The following is a 24,476-nucleotide window of genomic DNA, read 5'->3' on the forward strand; positions in this document are numbered from 1 at the left end:
TTGCGCGGACCGAGACCGCCGAGAGTGGGCAGGGCAGGGCATGGCCGTCGATCCGTTGATCGAACTGCGTGACGTGAACAAGTACTACGGAAAGCTGCATGTCCTCCAGGACATCAACCTCACCGTCGGCAAGGGGGAGGTGGTCGTCGTCATCGGCCCTTCGGGGTCCGGCAAGTCCACGCTGTGCCGCACCATCAACCGACTGGAGACGGTCGAGTCCGGTGCGATCTTCCTCGACGGACAGCCGCTGCCCGAGGAGGGCAAGGCCCTGGCGAAACTCCGGGCCGAGGTCGGCATGGTCTTCCAGTCGTTCAACCTCTTCGCCCACAAGACCGTCCTCCAGAACATCTCCCTCGCCCAGGTCAAGGTCAGACGGCGGGGCAAGGCGGAAGCGGAGCAGCGCGCCCGGGAGCTCCTCGACCGGGTCGGACTCGTCGGGCAGGCCGACAAGTTCCCCGCCCAGCTCTCCGGCGGTCAGCAACAGCGCGTCGCCATCGCCCGCGCCCTCGCCATGGACCCCAAGGCCCTGCTCTTCGACGAGCCCACCTCGGCCCTCGACCCGGAGATGATCAACGAGGTCCTGGAGGTCATGCGCCAACTCGCCCGGGACGGCATGACCATGGTCGTCGTCACCCACGAGATGGGCTTCGCCCGCTCCGCTGCCAACCGCGTGGTCTTCATGGCCGACGGCCGGGTCGTCGAGGACCGCACGCCCGAGGACTTCTTCACCCACCCGGAGAGCGAACGCGCCAAGGACTTCCTCTCCAAGATCCTCAAGCACTGAGGGGTGACCGCATGATCCGCAGCCTGCCCCGGCGGACCCCCGCTCCGCGGCTGACCACCGCCCTCCTGCTGGTCGCCCTCGCCCTCCTCGGCTCCGCCTGCGGCAAGGACGGCAGCCCGCCCGTCAAGGGCCCCGCCGCGGGCGCACTGCCGCAGTACGCGGTGAACGAGGGCTTCCAACTCCCCGACTCGCCCACCTGGGAACGCGCCGAACGCCGCGGCCACCTCACCGTCGGCGCCAAGGAGGACCAGCCCTACCTCGGCGAGAAGGACCCGGCGACCGGCGCGTACTCCGGGTTCGACATCGAGATCGCCCGGATGATGGCCGCCTCCCTCGGATTCGAGCCCGACACCATTCACTTCCGCACCATCGCCTCCGCCAACCGCGAGACCGCCCTCCAGAACGGTCAGATCGACTACTACGTCGGCACCTACACCATCAACGCCAACCGCAAGAAGCTCGTCGGCTTCGCGGGCCCCTACTACCTCGCCGGGCAGGGCCTGCTGGTCCGCACCGACGAGAACGACATCAAGGGCCCCCAGGACCTCGCGGGCAAACGCGTCTGTTCCGCGGCGGGCTCCACCCCCTACCAGCGCATCCAGCGGGACTACCCCAAGGCCACGCTCGTCGCGTACGACACCTACTCGGTGTGCGTGGACAACCTGCTGACGTACCAGGTCGACGCCGTCACCACCGACGACGCCATCCTCATCGGATACGCCGCCAAGGTCCCGGAGGAACTGAAGGTGGTCGGCAAGCCCTTCTCCGAGGAGCCCTACGGCATCGGCGTCCCCCGGAGCGACAACGCCCTGCGCTTCGCCCTCGACGACGCGCTCGCGGCCCGCGAGAAGGACGGCGACTGGAAGAAGGCGTACGAGGCGACCCTCGGCCTGTCCGGGGTCCCCGCGCCGAACCCGCCCGCCATCGACCGCTATCCGGCGAGCTGAACGAGGCCCCCTTGAACGTACTGATCGACAACTTCGACACCTACGCCCAGGGATTCCTCGGCACCGTCGAACTCACCGTGTACTCCTCCGTGCTCGCCCTGGTGCTCGGCTTCGTCATGGCGTCCTTCCGGGTGGCACCCATCGGCTCGCTGCGGATGTTCGGCACCGCCTGGGTGACCATCCTTCGCAACACCCCGCTGACCCTGCTGTTCTTCGCGGTCCTCCTCGGACTGCCCCGCTTCGGGCTGGTGCTGCCGTTCGAGGTCTTCGCGGTCCTCGCGCTCGGCTGCTACACCTCCGCGTTCATCTGCGAGGCGCTGCGCTCCGGCATCAACACCGTGCCCAAGGGCCAGGGCGAGGCCGCCCGCAGCCTCGGCATGACCTTCGGGCAGTCACTGTCCCTGGTGGTGCTGCCGCAGGCGTTCCGCTCGGTCATCCCGCCGGTCGGTTCCACGCTCATCGCGCTCGCCAAGAACTCCGCGATCGCCGGCGCCTTCAGCGTCACCGAACTGCTCGGCACCTACAAGACCCTCAGCGAACTCGGCTACAACATCATCTGGACGTTCGTCTGGATCGCGGTCGGCTACCTCATCATCACCCTGAGCATCAGCGCCCTCTTCCACCTGATGGAACGCCACTGGGGGGTGGCCCGATGACCACGGCGTCCCCGGTCGTGCACACCGCCTCCGCCGAGGAGTCGACCGCCCTCTACGACATCCCCGGCCCCAAGGCCCGCCGCCGCCACCGCACCTACGGCCTGATCGCCACCGGACTCCTCCTCGCCCTGTTCGGCTGGATCCTGTACCTCCTCTTCGACACCGACCAGTTCACCGCCACCAAGTGGACGCCCTTCGAGTACAAGGGCATCCAGGAACTCCTGCTGAAGGGCCTCGCCAACACCCTCAAGGCCTTCGGGATGGCCGCCGTGCTGTCCCTGGTGCTCGGCGCGCTCCTCGCCACCGGCCGGCTCTCCGACCACGCACCGGTGCGCTGGGTCTCCACCCTGATCGTGGAGTTCTTCCGCGCGATGCCGGTCCTGGTCATGATCTTCTTCATCTTCGTGGCGCTGAAGGTGCAGCCGCTGCCCGCACTGGTCGCCGGACTCACCCTCTACAACGGCAGCGTCCTCGCCGAGGTCTTCCGCTCCGGGGTCAACGCCGTCGAACGCGGTCAGCACGAGGCGGCGTTCGCGCTCGGCATGCGCAAGACCCAGGTGATGACGTACGTGCTCGTACCGCAGGCCGCGCGGGCGATGCTGCCCGCCATCATCAGCCAACTCGTGGTGGCCCTCAAGGACACCTCGCTCGGATACCTGATCACCTACGAGGAGTTCCTGCACGCCGGGAAACTGATCGCGTCGAACCTCGACTACGATCTGCCTTTCATCCCCGTCGTGATGGTGATCTCACCGATCTACATCGGGATGTGCATGCTGCTGTCGTGGTTCGCCCATTGGGTGGCCCGTCGCCAGCGCCGCAATCCCAGGACGGAGGCCGTCGAAATCGCACCGGCCGAACCAGGGACGCTGCTGCCGGGCGGGGGACCCCCCGCGGCCCCGAGGCGGTAAACGGGGGGCAGCGGCTCACCGGGCCATGCTCGACCGGCGGCGGCCGGAGATCACTGCCCGTGCGGCGGTACGGCACACGACGTGTGTCGCACCCCGGGCGGGACGAAGGTCAGCCGTGCGCCGGACGGGTCCGCTCCGAGCGGAACGGCCGTGCCGTGGACCAGGGCGTCACCGCGCCCCAGGGACGCGGCGCCGCCGGACCGCAGCCGAAACCGGGCGGCCCGCGGGGTGGAACCCACCCCGCAGGCCGCCCGGTTTCGTACCCGGACCCCACGCCACCGCCCGGACCGCCGCTACGCCTCGGCGGCGGCCTCTGCCGGGTCCTCGGCCGGCTTGCGCACCGAACACACCAGCGAGTCGTTGACGACATCGGCGACGACCGTGTCACCCGGGTCCGCCTCCCCGCTGAGCAACAGCGACGCCAACCGGTTGTCCAACTCGGACTGGATCGTCCGACGCAACGGCCGCGCCCCGAACTCCGGCTTCGTCCCGTGCGCCACCAACAGGCGCTTCGCCGCGTCCGTGACCTCCAGATGCAGCCCCTGGGCCCGCACCCGACGCTCGCTGCGGTCCAACAACAGGTCCAGGATGCGCGTCAGGTCGTCCGGGCCCAGACCGTGGAACACGATGATCTCGTCGATCCGGTTCAGGAACTCCGGCAGGAAACGCTCCCGCAGGTCCTCCATCAGCTCGTCCTTCAACTGACCGCTCAGCACCCCGCTGCCGTCGTCCACCTCCCCGCGCCGGGCCAGGATGCGCTGGGCGCCGATGTTGCTGGTCATGATGACCACCGTGTGCCGGAAGTCCACCGTCCGGCCCCGCGCGTCCGTCAGCCGCCCGTCGTCCAACACCTGGAGCAGCGCGTTGAAGACGTCCCGGTGCGCCTTCTCGATCTCGTCGAAGAGCAGCACGCTGTACGGCTGTCTGCGCACCTTCTCGGTGAGCTGACCCGCGTCCTCGTGACCCACGTAACCGGGCGGCGCCCCGACCAGCCGCGACACCGTGTGCCGCTCCTGGAACTCGCTCATGTCGAACCGCGTCATCCGGCTCTCGTCCCCGAACAGCAACTCGGCCAGCGCCTTCGCCAACTCCGTCTTGCCCACCCCCGTAGGACCGAGGAACAGGAACGAGCCGACCGGCCGGTCCGGATCGCCCATGCCCGCCCGGTTGCGGCGCACCGCCTCCGCGACCGCGACCACCGCCTCGTCCTGCCCCACCACCCGCGAGTGCAGGGCGTCCTCCAGCTTCAGCAGCTTCTCCTTCTCGCTCTGCGTCAGCTGCGAGACCGGGATGCCGGTACGCCGGGACAGCACGTCCGCGATGTCGTCCTCGGTGACCCGCATCACCCCCTCACGGCGCTCCGCGACACCCGCGATCTCGTCATGCGTCGCCGCGATCCGCCGCTTCACCTCGGACGCCCGCTCGAAGTCCTCCGCCGCGATCGCCTGGTCCTTCTCCCGCTGGAGCCGGGCGATCAGGTCCTCCCGCTCCACCACCTCCGTCGAGCGGCCCAGGGAACGCAACCGGACCCTCGCCCCCGCCGTGTCCATCAGGTCGATCGCCTTGTCCGGCAGGAACCGGTCGGTGAGGTAACGGTCGGACAGCTCGGCGGCGGCCACCAACGCCTCGTCGGTGAAGCGGACCTGATGGTGCGCCTCGTAGGAGTCACGTAGCCCCTGGAGGATCTCCACGGTCTCGGCCACCGTCGGCTCCGGCACGGTCACCGGCTGGAAGCGGCGCTCCAACGCCGCGTCCTTCTCGATGTGCTTGCGGTACTCGTCGATCGTCGTCGCCCCCACGACGTGCAGCTCACCGCGGGCGAGCGCCGGCTTGAGGATGTTGCCCGCGTCCATCGCCCCCTCGCCGCCCGAACCCGCCCCCACCACCGTGTGCAACTCGTCGATGAACAACACCGTCGACTCCGAGGCGCCCCGCACCTCGTCGATCACGTTCTTCAGCCGTTCCTCGAACTCGCCCCGGTACTTCGAACCCGCCACCAGCCCCGACAGGTCCAGGGCCACCACCCGGCGGTCCTTGAGGGTGTCCGGAACCTCCCCGGCGACGATCCGCTGCGCCAACCCCTCCACGATCGCCGTCTTGCCCACACCGGGGTCACCGATCAGCACGGGGTTGTTCTTCGTCCGACGCGAGAGCACCTCGACGGTCTGCTCGATCTCGTCGGCGCGGCCCACCACCGGGTCCAGCCGGCCCGCCCGCGCCTCCTCGGTGAGGTCATGGCCGTACTCGTCCAGGGTGGGGGTGCCGCTCTCCTGCTCGGGTGCGGAGCCCCGGCGGGCCGGCGCGTCCGCGGCCCGCCGCAACCGGGCGGCGTCCGGGACGTGACGGGCCAGGGCCCGGGCGGCGCCGGAGCTCCGGTCGTCCAGCAGCGCCCCGAGGACGTGCTCCGGGCCGATGTACGAGGAGCCCGCCGCCTGCGACCGGGTGTGCGCACCGATCAGCACCCGTTTGGCGGCGGGCGTCAGCCCCGGCTCGGCGGAGGGCGAGGCCGACTCGCCCGGCAGGGCGTCGGCGATCTCCTGCCCCAGCTCGTCCGGATCGGCGCCCGCCTGGGCGATCAGCGCACGGGTGGGCTCCGTCCGGGTGGCCGCCCAGAGCAGGTGCTCGGTGTCCAGGTCGGCGCTGCCGTCCTTCTCGGCCCGGGCCGAGGCGGTGGCCAACAGTTCCCGTGCCGACTCGCTGAGCAGCCGCCCGATCGGCACCCGCTGCACGGCTGGCGGCGCCGTCCCCGGGGACATCCCGAAGAACCGGTTCAACAGTTCGGAGAACGGGTCCGGGCCGCCGGGCGACCCGAAGGAGGACAGCGACATGGCACGCTCCGAAGGTGTGCGTAGGGGAACACACCCACACAAACACCGCGTGACCCGCCTCGCAATCGGGCTCCGCACCCGGAGCCCGACCGCGCGTCCCGCATCCTTCCGACGACCGGATCAGCGCAGCGCGCTCCGCTGCTGCCAGTCGGCCCACGACAGGTTCCACTCGCCGTACCCGTTGCCCGGCGCGGGAACGCCCTTGTGCCCCTCACCGGTGACCTCGAAGGGGTCGCCGGCGCGGACCTGCCCGTACAGCCAGCCGGCATTGGCGTCGCTCATGCCGATGCACCCCGAGCTGCGGTTGGCGTTGCCGAAGTACGCCGCGTTCCACGGAGCGGCGTGCGCGTACATCCCCGACCAGGTCAGCCGCATCGAGTAGTCGACCATCTTGTCGTAGGCGTCGCCGAGGCCCACGGTCTCGGAGTTCATCCGGATGGTGCCCTCCTTCGACATCAGCACGGTCGTGCCGCCCCACGACCGCTTCTTGCCGCCGGGCGTGCCCGCCGACATCGGCAGGGTCCGCACCGTCTTGCCGTCCCGCTCCAGCCGCAGCTGCTTGGTGTTGAGGTCCACCTTGACGATCTGCGCCGCGCCGATGGTGAAGGAGGTGTCGTAGTCCCGGACGAAGAAGCCGCCCGCGGTGCCCGAGTCGACGCCGTTGAGGTTCGCCCGCAGCTGCACCTTGGTGCCCGGCTTCCAGTACTCCTCGGGCCGCCAGTCGATGCGGTCCTTCCCGTCGTAGTGCTCGATCCAGCCCCAGGACCCGGTGGTGTCGTTGGAGGTGGTGACCTTCAGCGCGCGCTCGACGGCCGCCTTGTTCTTGACCGGGTGGTCGAAGGTGATCGAGAGGGGCTGGGCGATGCCCACGGTGGTGCCCTTGCCGGGGGCGAGGGTCAGCTTGTTGACCTTGTCGGCGGCGACCGTCGTGAACGCGGCCGTCGCCGAGCCGCCCTCCTTGGTCGTCGCGCGCACCTGGTACGCGGTGCCCGGCGCGGCGACCCGCTCCGAGGTCCAGGTGCGGCCGTCCGCGGAGACCTTGCCCGTCAGCGGGGCGCCCGCCTTCGCGTCCTTCTTCGAGGTGACCGTCACCCCGCGCAGCTCCCCTTCGGCGAGGCGCACCGTCACGGGCTTGCCCGCGGCAGCACGCTCGCCCTTCAGGTTCACCGATATCTCGGCCCGCGCGGGGGCGCCGGCCGCGGTGCTCCCGCCGCCCTTGCCGTCGTCGTCCGATCCGCCGGAGCAGGCGGTGAGCAGGACGGTGAGTCCGAGGGCCCCGGCCCCGACGGTCAGGTGTCGTCCGCGGCGGCCACGGACGGGCGCCACGCCGGCCTGCGTGCTCGGACGCGGTGCGGACGGGAGCGGTGAACTGAACATGGGGTCGTACCTCCGTGCGATCGGAATCGACCGGAGAGAGGGTGCGTACGGCCGCGGGGTTCCTGCGGAACGGCCCCGTTCCACCGTTGTCACAGAATCGGGACATACGTCTTGGGACGGACACATTCCGAAGGGCCCGCGCCCCGGCCCGTGCGCTCAGGCCCGCGCCCGGGTCCGGCAGGTGCACGGGCAGGGCCGCGGGCGGTTGCGGAGGCTCAGCTTCAGCGTCGCCCGCCGGCGGTGGACCTGGTGGGTGCCCGGGGCCCACATGCGGCAGTCGTGTTCGTCCGTGCCGAAGATGCGGGCCTTGACGCACGGCGCGCAGGGAGCTGTCTCGGGGAGGCAGCGGCGGTGGAGGTGCACGGTGGTGCCGGGCCCGGACGGGGAGAAGCGCAGCTTGGTGATCTGACGTTGCCACCACCGGATGGGTTCGCTGCAGCGTGCGCAGTATGCGCGGGCGGTACGGGTGTGGGTACGGGGCATCGGTGTCCTCGTGGAGGGAGGGGCGGGGGGTGCCCGCCTCAGGGGTGCCGCGGCCCGAGCACTGCTTCCAGTGCGGCGCGCAGGACGTCAGTCCGAGTGAGGCGCGGACGGTGGTCCGGCCGGGTGAGCCAGTACGGTCCCGGTGGGGTGAGTCGGCCCGGAGGGGGGAGCGCCACATGGGCTGTCTCGCTCAGTGCCGTGGACTGCGGGACGCTCCAACCCTCCGTGCTCTTCGGCGGTACGAGGAAGTGCAGAAAGGGGCCGGCGGGGGTGGGGTCGACCGCGATCGCACCGTGAACCGGCAGGTGCTCCAGTGACTGGAGGGCGAACGGCCGACTGACCTTCACTGCGTCCCAGTGCACACCGGCCGCCACGATGCTGATGCCCGCGGGACCCGGCGTGGGCGCTTCACGTCTGTCCATGGCGTGACCGTAGGCGTGTAGTGCAAGGGGAACCCGAACGGTGAGTTCGGGTGTGCCCCCGGTTCGGGGCGGTCACAGCATGCCGAGGCGCCCCGCCAGGCAGGTGGTCTGGTGCCGGAACGTGGGGCGGACCCGTTGCACCAGACCTGCGACCATCTCCCGGGCCACCGGACTCCGGGCGAGGTCCTCCGGCGCCAGCTCCTCCAGGCCGAGAAGGTGGACGAGAACAGCCGCATCGTCCCTGCGGAGGTCGTGACAGCGCGCGACCTCCAGTCCGAACGTGAACCGCCGTTCCCGACTGGGCAGTCCGCTCACGTCGATCCGGTCCGCCAGGTGCAACGCGTCGGAGGCCTGGCCCGCGAGCATCTCGATGGACAGGGCGTGGAGGTCCACGTTCGTCGGGCCGAACAGCGTCCACATCGGATGGAGTTCGCCTGACCTCTCGGCCAACGGTCGTGCCCGTTTCTCCAACCGTTCGCGGGCCGGCCACGGGCGTCGGGCGCTCGCATCGGCGACGACGGCGACCAGTTCGAGGGCGCCGCGCACTGCGACGGCCTCCGCCGTCTCGATGCTCCGCGCGAGTTCGTCGGCGGCACCCAACGCGACCTCGGCGGCGGCAGACGCGCCCTCGGGGCGGGAGAGCAGGGCGTGCCCGAGGTTCCACTGGGCGCCGGCGATGCGTAGCGGGTCATCGGCGTCCTCAGCGGCGCGCAGGCCACGGTCGGCAACCATCAGCGACAGGTCGAGCCGTCCGGCGCGGCGGCAGTAGGAACGCAACAGCCCGTAGAGGTCTGCCGCCGTGCGCATGACCGCGCGGCGTGCGACGGGGTCGGTACTGCGACGGAGCACCCTCGCGGCGTGCTCGGTGTCGGTGATCAGGGCGGGGAGGAGCGCTTCGGCCTCGGTGAACCGCGTCCTGCTGCTCTGCCAGATACGCCAGGCAGCCGCGACGCGCTTCCCTAGGTCGACCGGATCGGCCGGTGGGGTGGACAGCGGCAGGCCGTACCCCATGAGGGCCCGCTCGACATCCGGCGCAGCCATCGGGACCGCCGTCGGCGTCGGCGCCGGGTCGTCGCTCAGCAACGCGGCCACCGACACGCCCAACTCTGAGGCGAGGCGACCCAGAACCTCGGGGGATGGCGTCTTCTTGCCGTTCTCGATCAGAGACAGGTACCGGTCGCTGATACCGCACAGCCCCGCCACAGCGGCCTGAGTACGCTGGGCCTTCTCACGGAAGTGGCGAACCCGGGCCCCGATCGGCAGACGGCCCACGGCAGCCTCCTGGTGAGTGGGAACGCGCTCAGAGTAGTCGTCGGGCTCCGTCCCGGCCCCGGAACAGAGCACTTCAGACCCGTCTAGGGGGCGTCCGTGCCACACCTGGTGCTGTGGGACATCGACCACACGCTGCTCGCGACGCGCGGCGTCGGTCGGGAGCTGTCGGCCGTGGCCTTCGAACAGGTACTGGGCGTTCCCATGGCTGAGCAGGCGATGGTCGACGGCGTCACCGAGCCCGTCATCTTCCGGGAAACGGCCCTGCTGCACGGTGTCACGACCGACCGCGCGACGTTCGCGCGGTTCGCGGCGGCCCTCGCACATGCGCACCTCCGTAGCGTCGCCGACCTCCGTGAGCGGGGGCACGTCCTCCCCGGGGCCGCCGCAGCGCTCACGGCACTAGCTGCGGCAGGAGTCCGGCAGACGGTGGCGACGGGGAACGTGCGTGCGGTGGCGGAGATCAAGCTCGCCGTGTTCGGACTGGACCGACACGTCGACCGGGACGCCGGGGCGTACGGAGAGGACGCGGACCTGCGTCCCGAACTCGTGCGCACCGCACTGGAGCGGTCGGCGGCCGATCCGGCAGACGCGGTGGTGATCGGTGACACCCCCGCGGACGTGGAGGGAGCCCGGGCCAACGGTGTACGGGTCATCGGCGTCACCACCGGACGCTCCGACGCAGCGACCCTGCAACGGGCCGGGGCCGACGTGGTGTTGCCCGGCCTGGAGGACACGGGCGGCTTGGTGGATCTGGTCGTCGGGAGCCGACCGTGCCGCTGATGTCCAGGACGCCCGAACGGGAGGCCATGCGACGGCGCCACAGGGCGACATTCCGACGTCAGTGACGGCTCTGCGGGGCTACCGTGAGCGCATGACGACTCCGAACAGCACCCTTCGGGCGGTCCGTATGGGGCTGCTCATGAGCCAGGACGAGTTCGCCCGCGCACTCCACGACGCGGGGAACCACGCGGGCAGCCCCAACGACGCCAACAAGCGGCTGGTGCAGCGCTGGGAGAGCGGCACGACGAGCGCTCCCCGGCCGCTGTACGCGCGCGCCTTGGAGGCCGTCACCGGCCTCCCGATCGAATCCCTCGGCTTCCCGTCCCCCGTCCTTGCCCGCATCGCCGATGACGGCAACGGCGGACACGACCTCAAGGACCCGCCCGTAGCGATGCGCGCACCCGGCACGAAGCCGGCCGCGCAGACGGCCCCGCAGGGCAACTACTCCGGCGTGTGGCTGTCCAGCTACGAGTACGTCTCCAGCGGTCGGGGCAACGAGGTCTTCCCCGGCAAGCACTACGTCCTGCTCCTCCAGCACGGCAACCGGATCACCGGCCGCAGTCTGCCGGGCGCCTCCCTCAACCCGGACAGCCCGCTCACCCTTGATCTCCAACGCGACGGAAGCACCGTCACGGGGACGTGGACGGAACAGACGGCGACCGAGGGGTACTACCGGGGGGCTCGGTACTTCGGGGCGATTCAGATGCTGGCGGAGCCCACCGGCAGACGGATGGCGGGGAAGTGGGTCGGGTTCGGCAAGGAGTTCGACGTGAACACGGGGCCGTGGGAACTGCGCCTGATGGAGGCGTCGACCACCAAGGCGACCCTCAGCAAGTACAACCGGCCGCCGGAGTGAGACGCCCTCGGCAACAGCCCGCGCGGAAGCGGTCGACCGGGTCAGGGAGGCGGAGGTGGGCGGTGCGACCATCGCCCGCGAGGCCCACGGCTTCCGCAACCCCGACAATCAGCGCTTGCGCACCCGCTGCGCGACCACTCGCCGAGTCCGCGGACGCCTCGGTGCCCGCAAATTCCGTTGAGCCCGCACCCTGCGATCGTGTTGACTAGCGGCGCGGCGCCGAACGGTCAGTACCGCAGGTGTCCGCTCGGCCGGCCGTAGCAGGGAGTCAAAGGTGCAGGACAAAGGTGTCGACCCCGTTGCCCACAATCGGGCAGCCTGGGACAAGTACGTCCAAGAGGGCGACGAGTGGACGAGGCCGGTCAGTACTGAGGACGTCGAGCGCGCCCGCAGGGGCGACTGGTCGATCGTTCTCATCGGGCACGAGCCGGTCAACCGCTCCTGGCTGCCGGCGGACCTGACCGGCAAGGACGTGTTGTGCCTGGCCGCCGGCGGCGGCCAGCAGGGTCCGATCCTCGCCGCCGCAGGGGCGCGGGTCACCGTGTTCGACAACTCACCCGGCCAGCTCGGCCAGGACCAGATGGTGGCGGAGCGCGACGGACTCGACCTGCGCACCGCCCTGGGCGACATGCGCGACCTCAGCGCCTTCGGCGACGCGACGTTCGACGTCGTGTTCCATCCGGTCTCCAACCTCTTCGTACCGGACCTGGCGCCGGTGTGGCGTGAGTGCTTCCGCGTCCTGCGACCGGGCGGGACCCTGCTCGTGGGCTTCCTCAACCCTGATGTGTACTTGTTCGACCACGAGGCGCTCGACGAGCGCGGCGAGCTGAACGTCGTGCACAAGCTGCCCTACAGCGACGTCACGCACTACTCCGCCGAGGAACGCGCCACGAAGTTCGGCGCGGACGCCGCTCTGGAGTACAGCCACACCCTCACCGACCAGATCGGCGGGCAACTCGCCGCGGGGTTCCTCGTCACCGGCTTCGAGGAAGCGCCGGACCGGTCCAACGCGGCCGGTCACTACATGTCGAACTACTTTGCGACGGCGGCGGTCAAGCCGGGCTGACCCGGCCGTGGGACCGGCCGTGACGGCCGGTCACGGGGGCGGGACGCACCTCAGGACGCCCGGTGCGAGGTGCGGGTCACCGCGGTGGGCACCGGTTCCTGCGCCGCGGCCGTCACGTCCGCCACGAGTTCCACGACGTCCGGCCCGTACGCCTGGGAGTTCACGACCTTCAGCAGCAGCACCAGGGACGACCCGGCGCCGTGCTTGCGGGCCAGCCTCTCGTGGTGGCGGGCCAGGTAACGGGTCGCCGCCTGGTTGGTGATGGCACGCTGTCCGCAGAACAGGAACACCGGCCGGGCGTCCTGCCCCTGTCCCGCCGTCAGCCGCGCCAGCAGCACGTACTCGGTGCGGCCGGCCTCCAGCCGGTACCGTTCACTGCCCACTTGGAAGGCGCCCCGGTCCGGTCCGGCCTCCGGATCGGCGTTGACCCGCACCCCGGGCAGCAGGCTCGCCATGTGGGCGGCCATCCGGCGGTTGACGGCCGGATTGCCCACGCAGAACTCGGTCCGCTCGCCGAACCCCTGGCGGGCCGCGTCGTGCGCGACGACCTGGGCGTGCGCCCCGCAGTCCTGGACGAGCGCGGAGAGTTCCAGCAGCGCGGACATGTCGAACCGGTTCACCGACAGATCGGGTCCGCCCGGGTCGCGGCTGACGACGAGCAGCGACTCCGCGTGCTCGGGCAGCCCGAAGAACGCCTGCTTGCGGCGGAGCTTGCGCCGCCACGACTGGGTGCGGGCGGTCCAGCCGAGCGCGAAGCCGAGCACGGTGGCGGCCGAACCGAACACGATCAGGGGTACGACATCGGTCATGGGCGCGCATGTTAGCGGGCGTCCGCACGGAAGTTCGAGTCGGGCCGTACGGCTGGTTCCCGTGCAGGTGGCGAGAAGACGTCCTGTCGGGGGGCCGGTGGCGAAGCTACGCTGCGCGGACGCCCGTTGACCGGAGGTACGCATGCGCCGTTCCGTCAGGCGGAACCTGTTCTCGCTGGCCGTGGCCGTCGCCACCGTGGTCAGCGCCGGTGCCGCAGCCCCGACCTCCACGGAAGCAGCCGCGACCGGGTCCGCCCGGGGCGCCGGTGGCGCGCAGAAGGTCCCGGTGGCCGTCGGTCACGGCGGCGCGGTGTCCAGCGTCGACGCGGACGCCTCCGCGGCCGGCATCGAGGTCCTGCGCAAGGGGGGCAACGCGGTGGACGCGGCCGTCGCCACGGCGGCGGCCCTCGGCGTCACCGAACCGTACTCGGCGGGCATCGGCGGAGGCGGCTACTTCGTCTACTACGACGCCGAGTCCCGTACCGTGCGCACCCTGGACGGCCGGGAGACCGCCCCGCGCTCCGCGGACTCCGGACTGTTCCTGGAGGACGGGCGGCCGATCCCCTTCGCGGAAGCGGTCACCAGCGGGCTCGCCGTCGGGGTGCCCGGTACCCCCGCCACCTGGCGGTCCGCCCTCGACGCCTGGGGCAGCCGTAGCCTCGCCACGCTGCTGCGGCCCGCCGAGCGGCTGGCCAGGGACGGCTTCACCGTCGACGAGACGTTCCGCGCCCAGACCGCGGCCAACGAGGCCCGGTTCCGGGACTTCCCCGACTCCGCCGAACTGTTCCTGCCGGGTGGTGAGTTGCCCGTCGTCGGCTCCACCCTCAAGAACCCCGACCTCGCCCGCACCTACGCGGAGTTGGCGCGCAAGGGCGTCGGCACCCTGTACCGGGGCGACCTCGCGAAGGACATCCTGCGTACGGTCAACGAACCGCCCGTCGACCCGACCTCCGCACGGGTGGTGCGCCCCGGCGACCTGACCGGGCGCGACCTGCGTTCCTACCGGGCCGAGTTCCAGGCACCGACCCGGACCTCGTACCGGGGCCTGGGCGTCTACTCCATGGCGCCCTCGTCCTCCGGCGGGACGACGGTCGGGGAGGCCCTCAACATCCTGGAGGGCACGGACCTGACCGCTGCCGGCCGGGCCGCGTACCTCCACCGCTACATCGAGGCGAGCCGGATCGCGTTCGCGGACCGGGGCCGCTGGGTCGGTGACCCCGCCTTCGAGGACGTGCCGCAGCGCGAACTGCTCTCCCAGCGGTACGCCGACTCGCGCGCCTGCCTGATCAAGGACGACGCCGTCCTGCGCAGCCCGCTGGCGCCCGGTGACCCGAGGCGCCCGGTGCCGTGCGCGGCGGGCGACAAGGCGGCCCCGACCACGTACGAGGGCGACAGCACCACCCATCTGACGACGGCCGACCGGTGGGGCAACGTCGTCGCCTACACCCTCACCATCGAGCAGACCGGCGGCAGCGCGATCACCGTGCCGGGGCGGGGCTTCCTGCTGAACAACGAGCTCACCGACTTCTCGTTCGCCCCCGCCGATCCGGCCGTGCACGACCCGAACCTGCCGGGGCCGGGCAAGCGTCCGCGTTCCTCGATCGCCCCGACGATCGTCCTGGACGGCAAGGCGCGGCCCGTGCTCGCCCTGGGCTCGCCGGGTGGCGCGACGATCATCACCACCGTCCTCCAGACCCTGACCGGGGTCATCGACCGGGGGCTGCCGCTCGTCGACGCGATCGCCGCGCCGCGCGCCAGCCAGCGCAACCAGAGCACCACCGAGCTGGAACCGGGCCTGTGGAACAGCCCGCTGCGGGCGGAGCTGGAGGCCATCGGCCACGGGTTCCGGCAGAACCCCGAGATCGGTGCGGCGACCGCCGTCCAGTTGCTGCCGGACGGGCGGGTGCTCGCGGCGGCGGAACGGGTCCGCCGGGGCGGCGGTTCGGCGATGGTGGTCCGTCCCACCGGATAGCGCGTCCCGCCGGGTGGCACGTCCCGCGGGGTGGCGCGCACCGGCCGCGCCGCCCCGGACAGCGGCCTACAGCGGCTACAGGGCCGTCAGCACCCGGGGGCCGTCGTGCGTGATGGCCACCGTGTGTTCGGCGTGGGCGGCGCGGCTGCCGTCGGTGGTGCACAGGGTCCAGCCGTCGGCCGTGGTGACGTAGTCGTCCGTGCCGCCGCCGATCACCATGGGCTCGATCGCGAGGACCATGCCGTGCCGCAGGGGCACCCCGCGGCGCGGGCGGCCCTCGTTGGGCACCGCCGGGTCCTCGTGCATCTGGCGGCCGATGCCGTGGCCGCCGAAGCCGTGCGGGATGCCGTACCCGGCCTCCCGGCACACCGTGCCGATCGCGTGGGCGATGTCGCCGATCCGGTTGCCGACGACGGCCGCCTCGATGCCGGCGGCGAGCGCGCGTTCGGCGGTCGCGATGAGTCGCAGGTCCGCCGGCCGGGGCGTGCCCACGGTGAAGCTGACGGCTGCGTCCCCCGCCCAGCCGCCGAGCAGGGCGCCGAAGTCCGCGGAGACGAGGTCCCCGTCCCGGAGCGGCTGGTTGGTGGGGATGCCGTGCACGATCGCGTGGTTCACGGAGACGCAGAGCACCGCCGGGAACGGCACCGGGGCGAACGAGGGGCGGTACCCGAGGAACGGGGAGGTGGCCCCCGCCTCGCGCAGCACCTCGTGGGCCACCGCGTCGAGGTCCTGCGGGGTGAGGCCCGGTTTCGCCGCCTCGCGCACGGCCGCCAGGGCCTCGGCCACCACGCGTCCGGGCAGCCGCATCGCGTCCATGGACGCATCGGTCTTGAGTTCCATCATGCCAATTACTATACCGGTATTAGAATGGGGTCATGGTGCGAACTCCCCTGACCCCCGAAGAGCGCGAGCGCGGTGAGCGGCTCGGCCGTCTGCTGCGCGAGGCGCGTGGCGCGCGCAGCATGGCGGAGGTGGCCGCCGAGGCGGGCATCTCCGCCGAGACGCTGCGCAAGATCGAGACCGGCCGGGCTCCCACCCCGGCCCTGTTCACCGTGGCCGCGCTGGCGCGGGTGCTCGGACTCTCGCTGGACGAATTGGTGCTCCGCTGCGCATTGGTGCCGGTTTGACGTCTCGGCCGGTCGGTGTGTTGCGGAGGTGGCCGGGCGGTACTCTCCCGGCCCTCCGTGACGTGCGGTTCGTGCGGTCGGAGTGCTCCGCAGATCGTTGGCCTGGGCATCTTCCTTTTCGTGTCATCTCGCTCGCGTAGTCGCGCATCCGTATCCATGCGTAGGTGAGGTGCGACGGATGATGTGTGTGTGCAAAGGGTGGAGGCGTGTTTTCCGTGCGCGTCCGGTGGTGCGGGAGCGCTCCCGCACCCGGACGGAGTCAAGGGTGCTGTCCGCTCTGTAGTGCTTCGTCTGGAGTTTCGGGTCTGGCGCGAAAACCACGCGTAGTCATGCTGTAACACCGTGGGTGTTGGCTACCGGACTGGGGGACTCCAGTCGTACGGGGGCGGGCTTCGATGACATTGCATCAACTCCCGGAACACATAAGGGAGTTCGCTTCATATTTCAAGGGCCTTCTGGCGCGCGTGGACCAGGGCGCCGGTTGGTGCGGGGTGTTCTGGCAACGGGACCCCGAAGGGATGCGCGCCTGCCTGGACGGGCGGGAGGTGCCGCCCTGGGACGTCCTGGAGGCCCTTCTCCAGGACCTGGCGGCCGACCAGGGCGCCCGGGTGGCCCGGATGGAGGTCGCCCGCGCCCGTGCGCTGCACGCCGCCGCGCTGGCCGCCTTCGACGCGCGCCCCGGCGGGCGCGAGATCCTCGGCGACCGGCTCGACGCCATGCTCGGCGAACAGCGCTACGCGGCCGACCGGAGACTCGAACTGAGTCGACTCCTGGACGCCACCGAGGTCCCCGAGGAGGCCGAGGGGTACCGTCGTGATCTCGCCTGGGCCCAGGACGACCACGAACGGGCCACCGCGCGCTGCGCGGAGCTACGGGCGCGGGTGGTGGCCTACGACCGACTGGCGGGCCCGGTGCGCACCGCCCCCTCCGGGTGGGAGGGCGGCCGGATCTCCTCGGGAGGCAGACCGGGGCAGCTCGGCCGACCCGCCCCCGGACGCCCCGCGCCCCGCGACGGTCAGCGGGGACCCGGGGGAGCGGCCGAACCGACCGGCTCCGACGCGCGCCCCGCCCGGGTCGGTCGCCAGGGTCGGGAACACGCCGCGCCGGCCGCGACCGGGGCGCCCGGCGGCGTCCCGGAGCACCCGTACGCCGCGCGTCCGGCCCGTGCGTACCGTTCCGGGCCGGACGGCGAGCGCACGCCCGCCGATGCGGACTCCGGGCGTCAACTCCGGTCCGGGGCGCGTCCCGCTCCCAGCCCCTACGCGCCCGGGACGCCGGGGGGCACCCCGCTGTACGACCCCCGGGGCCACACCGTCCCGGCCCCCGGCGGCCCGTACACCCCGCCCGGCAGCGCGAACGGCGACCCGAACGGCGGTCCGTACGGCAGCCCGAGCGGCCTGCCCGCCGAACGAGCCGCGCCTACCCCGCAAGCCTCGGCCCCCCGCCCCGCCGCGGACCTCCCGACGCCCGAGCCGCCCGCCGGCGCCGCCGACCCCGGTCCCGCAGCCGACGCACCCGGAGCCGGCGAGCCGACCGCCGACGAGCCGCCCCCCGCCCCGAGCCCCCGGCGAGGGCTGCTCCAGCGCTCCCGCCGGCTGCGCGGCGCCCGCTCGGCCGGGGCCGACGACACCGGCGAGCCCACCGGAGGGATGGCCCTGCCGCAGGGCGGTGGCAAGGCGCCGCGCGGTGCGCGGTTCGCCGGCGCCACGCCCCGACGGACGCCCGACGCGGCGCCCGATCCCGACGCGGAGGCCCGGCAGGCCACCGTCGCGGCCGTCGAGTCCCTGGTGCGGCTGCGGGCCGAGGGGCGCGGCGGCGAGGCGCACGGGGTGCTGGTGGAAGCCGCCTACGGCCCCGCCGACCGCTTCCCGCTGCTCGCCGTGGAGCTCCACCGGGCCGGACTCGCCGCGGACTGGGCCACCCTGCTGTGGGAGGCGGCCTCCCTGCCGGTCGAGCGGCTGGTCTCGATCGCGGACAGCCTCGCTGCGGCCGGGCGCACCGACGACGGCGCACTGCTGCTGCGGCAGGGCGTCGGGCGCCCGCCGGCCGAGATCGGCGAGGTGATCACGGACCTGATCGGGGAGGGACGGCGACGCGAGGCGCGGGCCCTGGTCGACGCGTACGTACGGGTGCGCACCCCCGAGGAGATCGCCCGGTGCGCGGGGACCGACCCCGGCCGGCTGGTGCCGTTGCTCCTCGACGCCGCGGGCCGGGTGTCCGAGCAGCGGCGCTGGGACCTGGTCCACGCCTTGCGCGTGGCCGGTCTCGACACCTGACCCACCCGCCCGCGCGGCCCTGCGCGCGGGCCCGGCGGTGCCGCTCTTCCCGGCACCGCCGGACCGGTACCGCCACGCCGGTACCGGGTCACGGCGCGGGGGGTCTCGCCCACCCGGGTGCGAATCGCGATCGACTCGGCCGGTTGACGGCGATGACCTTGCTCCACCCGATCGACGGGCTTACGTTCGTCCCCCTACGTCCCGTATGTGCAGGCGTAGAGGCTCTCTGACGTCCCGTCGAAGGAGCAGCCCATGGCCGCCGTCGTCCGCGCCGCACTCGTCCAGGCCACCTGGACCGGCGACACCGAATCCATGATCGCCAAGCACGAGGAGCACGCCCGCGCGGCCGCCCGGCAGGGAGCGCAGGTCATCGGCTTCCAGGAGGTCTTCAACGCCCCGTACTTCTGCCAGGTCCAGGAGCCCGAGCACTACCGATGGGCGGAGCCGGTGCCGGACGGACCCACGGTCACCCGGATGAAGGCGCTCGCCGCCGAACTGGGCCTGGTGGTCGTCGTCCCCGTCTTCGAGATCGAGGGGCCCGGCCTCTACTACAACACCGCCGCCGTGATCGACGCCGACGGCAGTTACCTCGGCAAGTACCGCAAGCACCACATCCCGCAGGTCGAGGGGTTCTGGGAGAAGTACTACTTCAAGCCGGGCAACCTGGGCTGGCCCGTCTTCGACACGGCAGCCGGTCGGATCGGCGTGTACATCTGCTACGACCGGCACTTCCCGGAGGGCTGGCGCGAACTCGGGCTGAACGGGGCGCAGCTCGTGTACAACCCGTCCGCCACCTCGCGCGGACTGTCGGCCTACCTGTGGCAGCTGGAACAGCCCGCCGCGGCCGTCGCCAACGAGTACTTCGTCGCCGCGATCAACCGCGTCGGCCGTGAGGAGTACGGCACCAACGACTTCTACGGGACCAGCTACTTCGTGGACCCGCGCGGTCGGTTCGTCGGCGAACCCGCGGCGGACGACGCGGAGGAACTGCTCGTGCGGGACCTCGACTTCGCACTCATCGACGAGGTGCGCACGCAGTGGGCGTTCTACCGGGACCGCCGGCCCGACGCGTACGAGGGGCTGGTGCGGCCGTGAGCGGTCTGCACGCCCGGCACCGGGCCGTCCTGCCGGACTGGCTGGCCCTCTACTACCGTCAGCCGATCGAGCTGGTCCGGGGCGAGGGCCGGCACGTCTGGGACGCGGACGGCACGCGGTACCTCGACTTCTTCGGCGGCATCCTGACCACGATGACCGCGCACGCACTGCCCGCGGTCACCCGGGCCGTCGCCGAACAGGCCGGGCGGCTCCTGCACTCCTCGACCCTGTACCTCGACCGGCCGATGGTCGAACTCGCCGAACGCGTGGCGGTGCTCTCGGGCATCCCCGACGCACGGGTGTTCTTCACCACCTCCGGCACGGAGGCCAACGACACGGCCCTGCTGCTGGCCACCGCGTACCGGCGCTCCCACCAGGTCCTGGCGATGCGCAACGGCTACCACGGCCGTTCGTTCAGCGCGGTCGGCGTCACGGGCAACCGCGCCTGGTCCCCGACGGGCCTGTCCCCCCTCCAGACCCTCTACGTGCACGGCGGCGTCCGCACCCGCGGCCCGTACGCGCACCTGTCCGACGTCGAGTTCACCGCGGCGTGCGTCGCCGACCTGGAGGACCTGCTCGGCCAGGTCTCCGGGTCCGTCGCCGCGCTCATCGCCGAACCCGTGCAGGGCGTCGGCGGCTTCACCTCGCCCCCCGACGGGCTGTACGCGGCCTTCCGCGAGGTGCTGGACCGGCACGGCATCCTGTGGATCAGCGACGAGGTGCAGACGGGTTGGGGCCGCACCGGCGACCACTTCTGGGGCTGGCAGGCCCACGGTGCCAACGGCCCGCCGGACCTGCTCACCTTCGCCAAGGGCATCGGCAACGGCATGTCGATCGGCGGCGTGGTCGCCCGTGCGGAGGTCATGAACTGTCTGGACGCGAACTCCATCTCCACCTTCGGCGGTTCGCCCGTCACCATGGCCGCGGGCCTCGCCAACCTCGGCCACCTCCTCGACCACGACCTCCCGGGCAACGCCCGCCGGGTCGGCGGACTGCTGATCGAACGGCTGCGGGCCGCAGCCGCCCGGGTGCCCGCGGTCCGGGAGGTGCGGGGGCGGGGGCTGATGATCGGGGTGGAGCTGGTCCGGCCCGGCACCGACGAGGCCGACCCGGACGCCACGTCCAGGGTCCTCGAAGCGGCCCGGGAGGGCGGCCTGCTGATCGGCAAGGGCGGCGGCCACGCCACCAGCGTGCTGCGGATCGCCCCGCCGCTGTCCCTGACGGTGGCCGAGGCCGAAGAGGGCGCCGCGATCCTGGAAGCCGCCCTGCACGCCCGCTGAAACGGAGCGCACCATGAGCACCCGCACCCTGATCCAGGGCGGACTGGTCGTCACCGCGACCGACGAGGTCCATGCGGACGTCCTGATCGAGAACGGCCAGGTCGCCGCGCTCGCCGGCCACCTCACGGACACCGCCCGCTCCTGGACCGCCGACCGGGTCATCGACGCCCGCGACCGGTACGTGATCCCGGGCGGTGTCGACGCCCACACCCACATGGAACTGCCGTTCGGCGGCACCGCCGCGTCCGACACCTTCGAGACCGGGACGCGGGCCGCCGCCTGGGGCGGGACGACGACGATCGTCGACTTCGCGGTGCAGTCGCCCGGACAGTCGCTGCGGGCGGGCCTGGACGCCTGGTTCGCGAAGGCCGACGGGAACTGCGCGATCGACTACGCGTTCCACCTGATCGTCTCGGACGTCAACGAACACACCCTGCGGGAGATGGACCGACTCGTCGCGGAGGGGGTCAGCTCGTTCAAGTTGTTCATGGCGTACCCGGGGGTCTTCTACTCGGACGACGGGCAGATCCTGCGCGCCATGCAACGGGCCTCCGGCAACGGCGGGCTGATCATGATGCATGCGGAGAACGGCCTCGCGATCGACGTCCTGGTCGAACAGGCCCTGGCCCGCGGGCACACCGAGCCCCGCTACCACGGCGAGGTCCGCAAGGTGCTGTTGGAGGCCGAGGCCACCCACCGGGCGATCCAGCTCGCCCGGGTCGCCGGCGCCCCGCTGTACGTCGTGCACGTCTCGGCGCAGGAGGCGCTGGCCGAAGTGGCCGCGGCCCGCGCCCGGGACCTGCCGGTCTTCGGCGAGACCTGCCCGCAGTACCTGTTCCTGTCCACCGACGACCTCGCCGAGCCGGACTTCCAGGGCGCCAAGTACGTCTGCTCCACCCCGCTGCGGCCCGCGGAGCACCAGGCGGCGCTGTGGCGGGGACTGCGGACCAACGCCCTCCAGGTGGTCTCCACCGACCACTGCCCGTTCTGCTTCCGCGGCCAGAAGGAGCTGGGCCGCGGGGACTTCTCCAAGATCCCCAACGGGCTACCGGGGGTGGAGAACCGGATGGACCTGCTCCACCAGGCCGTGCTGGACGGGCACCTCAGCCGCCGCCGCTGGATCGAGATCGCCTGCGCGAGCCCGGCCCGGATGTTCGGCCTCTACCCCCAGAAGGGCACGATCGCGCCGGGCTCGGACGCCGACATCGTGCTCTACGACCCGCACGCCGAGCAGACCCTCTCCGCCGGGACGCACCACATGAACGTGGACTACTCGGCGTACGAGGGCCGACGGATCACCGGGCGCGTCGACACCGTGCTCTCGCGCGGCCACCTCGTGCTCGACCGCCGCGAGTACACCGGTCGGGCCGGCCACGGGACCTTCGTCCCCCGCTCCACCTGCCAGTACCTGTAAGCCCCGCACGCAGCAAGGAGCCGCCCCCGTGGACTTCGGCCTCGTCCTCCAGACCGATCCGCCCGCCTCCCGGGTCGTCAGCCTCATGCAGCGCGCGGAACGCAACGGCTTCCGCTACGGCTGGACCTTCGACTCGGCGGTGCTCTGGCAGGAGCCCTTCGTCATCCACAGCCGCGTCCTGGCCCACACGCAGCAACTGCGCGTGGGCCCGATGGTCACCAACCCGTCCACCCGCACCTGGGAGGTGACCGCCTCCACCTTCGCCACCCTCAACGACATGTACGGCAACCGCACGGTGTGCGGGATCGGCCGCGGGGACTCCGCGATGCGGGTGGCCGGCAGGCCCCCCAACACCCTGGCCCGCCTCGGCGAGGCCATCGACGTCATCCGCGACCTCGCCGAGGGACGCGAGGCGCGGATCGACGGCCACCCGATCCGCATCCCCTGGATCCGCGACGGCGAGCTGCCGGTCTGGATGGCCGCGTACGGCCCCAAGGCCCTGGCCCTGGCCGGCCGGAAGGCGGACGGGTTCATCCTCCAGCTCGCGGACCCCTACCTCACCGAGTGGATGGTCAAGTCGGTCCGCGAGGCCGCCGCGGACGCCGGACGCGATCCGGACGCGATCACCATCTGCGTCGCGGCCCCCGCCTACGTGGGCGACGACCTCGCCCACGCGCGCGACCAGTGCCGGTGGTTCGGCGGGATGGTCGGCAACCACGTCGCCGACCTGGTCGCCCGCTACGGCGAGCACTCCTCGCTGGTCCCCGAGGAGCTGACCTCGTACATCACGTCCCGACACGGCTACGACTACGGCCACCACGGCCGGGCCGGGAACCCGTCCGCCGACTTCGTCCCCGACGAGATCGTCGACCGCTTCTGCCTGCTGGGCCCCGCCCAGGCCCACATCGCGAAACTCCGCGCCCTGCGCGACCTCGGCGTGGACCAGTTCGCCGTCTACGCCATGCACGACGCCCGGGAACACGTCATCGACACCTACGGACAGCGGATCATCCCGGCGGTCAACGGCTGACCTCGTCGACCCGGGCGTCAGCCGCGCACCCCCAGCGCCGGCAGGACCGTCTCCGCCACCCGGTACGCCTCCTCCAACAGGGGGTTGCCCGACAGGATGAACGTGTCGACACCGAGGGACTCGTACTCCGCGAGCCGCTCCACGACCTGGGCCGTTGAGCCCACGACCGCGGTACCGGGGCCCGGCCGGAAGAGGCTCATGCCCGGCCAGATGTTGCGGTGCTCCTCCAGGTCGCGGGCGCGGGCCGGAACCCGCCCGCCGTGCCGGAACTGACGCTGCCAGCCGACCCCGTCCTCCGTCGCCTTCACCCCGAGCTGCCGGGCGTAGGTGGCCTCGCTGGTGACCTCCAACAGCCGGTCGGCCGCCGCCCACGCCGCGTCCTCCGTGTCCCGGACGATCAGATGGACCCGCAGCCCGATCCGCAGGACCCGGCCGTGCGCCGCGGCCCGTTCCCGTACCCGGTCCAGCTTCTCCTTCAGCAGGTGCGGCGGCTCGGCCCAGGTGAGGTACACGTCCACGTGCTCGGCGGCCATCTCGATGCCGGCCGCGGACGAACCGCCGAACCACAGCGGGACGTGCGGTTCCTGGACGGGGGGCAGCTCGCGCAGCGACGCCCCCGCGTCCCGCAGGTCGTAGTACTGCCCCCGGTGGTCGAACACCTCGCCCGCGGTCAGCCGCTTCACGATCGACCAGTACTCGGCGCTCAACGCGTACCGCTCGTCGTGCTCCACGTGGAGGCCGAACTCCCGCAGGGACGCGGTGGAACCGTTGACCACGTTGAACCGCAGCCGGCCGCCGAACAAGTGGTCGAACGTCAGCGCCATCTTGGCCAGCAGGGTCGGTGCGATCAGCCCGGGGTGCACGGCCAGCAACGGCTTGAACCCGGGGCCGGTCGACGCGGCGAGCGCACTGCCCAGCGGCCACACGTCGTACAGGTCGGTGGCCAGCAACGCGCCGCTGTACCCCAGGCGGTCCACCGTCCCCGCGAGTTGCTGGAGGTAACCCAGGTCCACGGGGCGACGGCCCGCGGGCTCCCAGGGATAGGCCCCTTCCCGGGGGATGACGTACCAGAGGAACTCGGAGGCCACGGC

General features: G+C 72.0%; 22 protein-coding genes. 14 read left to right on the forward strand and 8 right to left on the reverse strand.

The window, feature by feature from the left end:
• Positions 1-40: 40 nt before the first annotated feature.
• From ACFV88_RS15555 to ACFV88_RS15570, 4 genes are read left to right on the forward strand one after another with little or no spacing between them, the layout of a single operon-like run.
• The gene (locus ACFV88_RS15555; protein WP_385490863.1) at positions 41-784 is read left to right on the forward strand and encodes an amino acid ABC transporter ATP-binding protein; all 744 of its coding nucleotides are present in this window, start codon (positions 41-43) and stop codon (positions 782-784) included.
• 11 nt (positions 785-795) lie between these two features.
• A complete protein-coding gene (locus tag ACFV88_RS15560) occupies positions 796-1,731 on the forward strand; it encodes a glutamate ABC transporter substrate-binding protein (protein ID WP_385490865.1) in 936 nt (311 codons plus the stop codon).
• A gap of 11 nt (positions 1,732-1,742) precedes the next feature.
• Positions 1,743-2,387, forward strand: coding sequence for an amino acid ABC transporter permease (locus tag ACFV88_RS15565; RefSeq protein WP_385490868.1), 645 nt, complete (start codon positions 1,743-1,745; stop codon positions 2,385-2,387).
• A complete protein-coding gene (locus tag ACFV88_RS15570; RefSeq protein ID WP_385490870.1) occupies positions 2,384-3,298 on the forward strand; it encodes an amino acid ABC transporter permease in 915 nt (304 codons plus the stop codon). Before ACFV88_RS15565 ends, ACFV88_RS15570 begins: the two co-directional genes overlap by 4 nt.
• A gap of 293 nt (positions 3,299-3,591) precedes the next feature.
• On the opposite strand, the gene ACFV88_RS15575 is transcribed toward ACFV88_RS15570, so the two are convergent.
• The 5 genes from ACFV88_RS15575 to ACFV88_RS15595 form a co-directional block, all read right to left on the reverse strand.
• Positions 3,592-6,126 (reverse strand): ATP-dependent Clp protease ATP-binding subunit, encoded by a 2,535-nt coding sequence (locus ACFV88_RS15575; RefSeq protein ID WP_385490873.1) that lies wholly within the window; start codon positions 6,124-6,126, stop codon positions 3,592-3,594.
• Positions 6,127-6,246: 120 nt separating this feature from the next.
• Positions 6,247-7,503 carry an Ig-like domain-containing protein gene (locus tag ACFV88_RS15580; protein WP_385490876.1) on the reverse strand — a complete coding sequence of 419 codons (1,257 nt, stop codon included), beginning with the start codon at positions 7,501-7,503 and terminating at the stop codon, positions 6,247-6,249.
• 156 nt (positions 7,504-7,659) lie between these two features.
• A complete protein-coding gene (locus ACFV88_RS15585; protein ID WP_385490880.1) occupies positions 7,660-7,986 on the reverse strand; it encodes a hypothetical protein in 327 nt (108 codons plus the stop codon).
• Between the two features lie 38 nt (positions 7,987-8,024).
• The gene (locus tag ACFV88_RS15590) at positions 8,025-8,408 is read right to left on the reverse strand and encodes a hypothetical protein (RefSeq protein WP_385490884.1); all 384 of its coding nucleotides are present in this window, start codon (positions 8,406-8,408) and stop codon (positions 8,025-8,027) included.
• 72 nt (positions 8,409-8,480) lie between these two features.
• Positions 8,481-9,680, reverse strand: a complete 1,200-nt coding sequence (locus tag ACFV88_RS15595; protein ID WP_385490887.1) for a helix-turn-helix domain-containing protein — start codon at positions 9,678-9,680, stop codon at positions 8,481-8,483.
• A 96-nt stretch (positions 9,681-9,776) separates the two neighbouring features.
• Here ACFV88_RS15595 and ACFV88_RS15600 point away from each other — a divergent pair, with 96 nt between their 5' ends.
• The 3 genes from ACFV88_RS15600 (at position 9,777) to ACFV88_RS15610 (ending at position 12,382) form a co-directional block, all read left to right on the forward strand.
• Positions 9,777-10,460: an HAD family hydrolase gene (locus ACFV88_RS15600; protein ID WP_385490890.1), complete on the forward strand. Its 684-nt coding sequence runs from the start codon at positions 9,777-9,779 to the stop codon at positions 10,458-10,460.
• Positions 10,461-10,551: 91 nt separating this feature from the next.
• Positions 10,552-11,316 carry a helix-turn-helix domain-containing protein gene (locus tag ACFV88_RS15605; protein ID WP_385490892.1) on the forward strand — a complete coding sequence of 255 codons (765 nt, stop codon included), beginning with the start codon at positions 10,552-10,554 and terminating at the stop codon, positions 11,314-11,316.
• A 274-nt stretch (positions 11,317-11,590) separates the two neighbouring features.
• Positions 11,591-12,382 carry a class I SAM-dependent methyltransferase gene (locus tag ACFV88_RS15610; protein ID WP_385490895.1) on the forward strand — a complete coding sequence of 264 codons (792 nt, stop codon included), beginning with the start codon at positions 11,591-11,593 and terminating at the stop codon, positions 12,380-12,382.
• 50 nt (positions 12,383-12,432) lie between these two features.
• Here ACFV88_RS15610 and ACFV88_RS15615 read toward each other — a convergent pair whose 3' ends face one another.
• A complete protein-coding gene (locus ACFV88_RS15615) occupies positions 12,433-13,191 on the reverse strand; it encodes a hypothetical protein (RefSeq protein WP_385490897.1) in 759 nt (252 codons plus the stop codon).
• A gap of 142 nt (positions 13,192-13,333) precedes the next feature.
• On the opposite strand from ACFV88_RS15615, the gene ggt reads away from it, so the two are divergent.
• Complete coding sequence (ggt, locus tag ACFV88_RS15620) at positions 13,334-15,163, forward strand: gamma-glutamyltransferase (RefSeq protein ID WP_385490899.1); 1,830 nt, start codon at positions 13,334-13,336, stop codon at positions 15,161-15,163.
• 75 nt (positions 15,164-15,238) lie between these two features.
• Here the strand turns inward: ggt and map are convergent, their stop codons facing one another.
• Positions 15,239-16,006 (reverse strand): type I methionyl aminopeptidase, encoded by a 768-nt coding sequence (gene map, locus ACFV88_RS15625; protein ID WP_385490901.1) that lies wholly within the window; start codon positions 16,004-16,006, stop codon positions 15,239-15,241.
• 32 nt (positions 16,007-16,038) lie between these two features.
• On the opposite strand from map, the gene ACFV88_RS15630 reads away from it, so the two are divergent.
• From ACFV88_RS15630 to ACFV88_RS15655, 6 genes are all read left to right on the forward strand, one after another.
• Positions 16,039-16,290, forward strand: a complete 252-nt coding sequence (locus ACFV88_RS15630) for a helix-turn-helix domain-containing protein (protein ID WP_385490904.1) — start codon at positions 16,039-16,041, stop codon at positions 16,288-16,290.
• A gap of 395 nt (positions 16,291-16,685) precedes the next feature.
• Positions 16,686-18,566: a hypothetical protein gene (locus tag ACFV88_RS15635; RefSeq protein ID WP_385490907.1), complete on the forward strand. Its 1,881-nt coding sequence runs from the start codon at positions 16,686-16,688 to the stop codon at positions 18,564-18,566.
• A 252-nt stretch (positions 18,567-18,818) separates the two neighbouring features.
• Entirely contained in the window at positions 18,819-19,661 is an 843-nt protein-coding gene (locus tag ACFV88_RS15640) for a nitrilase-related carbon-nitrogen hydrolase (RefSeq protein WP_385490910.1), read from the forward strand.
• Positions 19,658-20,941 (forward strand): aspartate aminotransferase family protein, encoded by a 1,284-nt coding sequence (locus ACFV88_RS15645; RefSeq protein ID WP_385490913.1) that lies wholly within the window; start codon positions 19,658-19,660, stop codon positions 20,939-20,941. The genes ACFV88_RS15640 and ACFV88_RS15645 overlap by 4 nt, the downstream gene beginning before the upstream one ends.
• A 13-nt stretch (positions 20,942-20,954) precedes the next feature.
• Positions 20,955-22,355, forward strand: a complete 1,401-nt coding sequence (gene hydA / locus ACFV88_RS15650) for a dihydropyrimidinase (RefSeq protein WP_385490915.1) — start codon at positions 20,955-20,957, stop codon at positions 22,353-22,355.
• A gap of 28 nt (positions 22,356-22,383) precedes the next feature.
• Positions 22,384-23,385, forward strand: a complete 1,002-nt coding sequence (locus ACFV88_RS15655) for a TIGR03842 family LLM class F420-dependent oxidoreductase (RefSeq protein WP_385490918.1) — start codon at positions 22,384-22,386, stop codon at positions 23,383-23,385.
• Between the two features lie 17 nt (positions 23,386-23,402).
• On the opposite strand, the gene ACFV88_RS15660 is transcribed toward ACFV88_RS15655, so the two are convergent.
• Positions 23,403-24,473 (reverse strand): LLM class flavin-dependent oxidoreductase, encoded by a 1,071-nt coding sequence (locus ACFV88_RS15660; RefSeq protein WP_385490921.1) that lies wholly within the window; start codon positions 24,471-24,473, stop codon positions 23,403-23,405.
• Positions 24,474-24,476: the final 3 nt, after the last annotated feature.

Origin of the sequence: Streptomyces sp. NPDC059816 (assembly GCF_042732055.1) — a bacterium.
Taxonomy (GTDB): domain Bacteria; phylum Actinomycetota; class Actinomycetes; order Streptomycetales; family Streptomycetaceae; genus Streptomyces.

Bases quoted from the DNA above. Each gene is read 5' to 3' on its own strand.
- ACFV88_RS15580 (WP_385490876.1), bottom strand. From the start codon at position 7,503: ATGTTCAGTTCACCGCTCCCGTCCGCACCGCGTCCGAGCACGCAGGCC.
- ACFV88_RS15570 (WP_385490870.1), top strand. From the start codon at position 2,384: ATGACCACGGCGTCCCCGGTCGTGCACACCGCCTCCGCCGAGGAGTCG.
- ACFV88_RS15630 (WP_385490904.1), top strand. From the start codon at position 16,039: ATGGTGCGAACTCCCCTGACCCCCGAAGAGCGCGAGCGCGGTGAGCGG.
- ACFV88_RS15575 (WP_385490873.1), bottom strand. From the start codon at position 6,126: ATGTCGCTGTCCTCCTTCGGGTCGCCCGGCGGCCCGGACCCGTTCTCC.
- ACFV88_RS15585 (WP_385490880.1), bottom strand. From the start codon at position 7,986: ATGCCCCGTACCCACACCCGTACCGCCCGCGCATACTGCGCACGCTGC.
- ACFV88_RS15555 (WP_385490863.1), top strand. From the start codon at position 41: ATGGCCGTCGATCCGTTGATCGAACTGCGTGACGTGAACAAGTACTAC.
- ACFV88_RS15640 (WP_385490910.1), top strand. From the start codon at position 18,819: ATGGCCGCCGTCGTCCGCGCCGCACTCGTCCAGGCCACCTGGACCGGC.
- ACFV88_RS15635 (WP_385490907.1), top strand. From the start codon at position 16,686: ATGACATTGCATCAACTCCCGGAACACATAAGGGAGTTCGCTTCATAT.
- ACFV88_RS15560 (WP_385490865.1), top strand. From the start codon at position 796: ATGATCCGCAGCCTGCCCCGGCGGACCCCCGCTCCGCGGCTGACCACC.
- ACFV88_RS15590 (WP_385490884.1), bottom strand. From the start codon at position 8,408: ATGGACAGACGTGAAGCGCCCACGCCGGGTCCCGCGGGCATCAGCATC.
- ggt (WP_385490899.1), top strand. From the start codon at position 13,334: ATGCGCCGTTCCGTCAGGCGGAACCTGTTCTCGCTGGCCGTGGCCGTC.
- hydA (WP_385490915.1), top strand. From the start codon at position 20,955: ATGAGCACCCGCACCCTGATCCAGGGCGGACTGGTCGTCACCGCGACC.
- ACFV88_RS15605 (WP_385490892.1), top strand. From the start codon at position 10,552: ATGACGACTCCGAACAGCACCCTTCGGGCGGTCCGTATGGGGCTGCTC.
- ACFV88_RS15615 (WP_385490897.1), bottom strand. From the start codon at position 13,191: ATGACCGATGTCGTACCCCTGATCGTGTTCGGTTCGGCCGCCACCGTG.
- map (WP_385490901.1), bottom strand. From the start codon at position 16,006: ATGATGGAACTCAAGACCGATGCGTCCATGGACGCGATGCGGCTGCCC.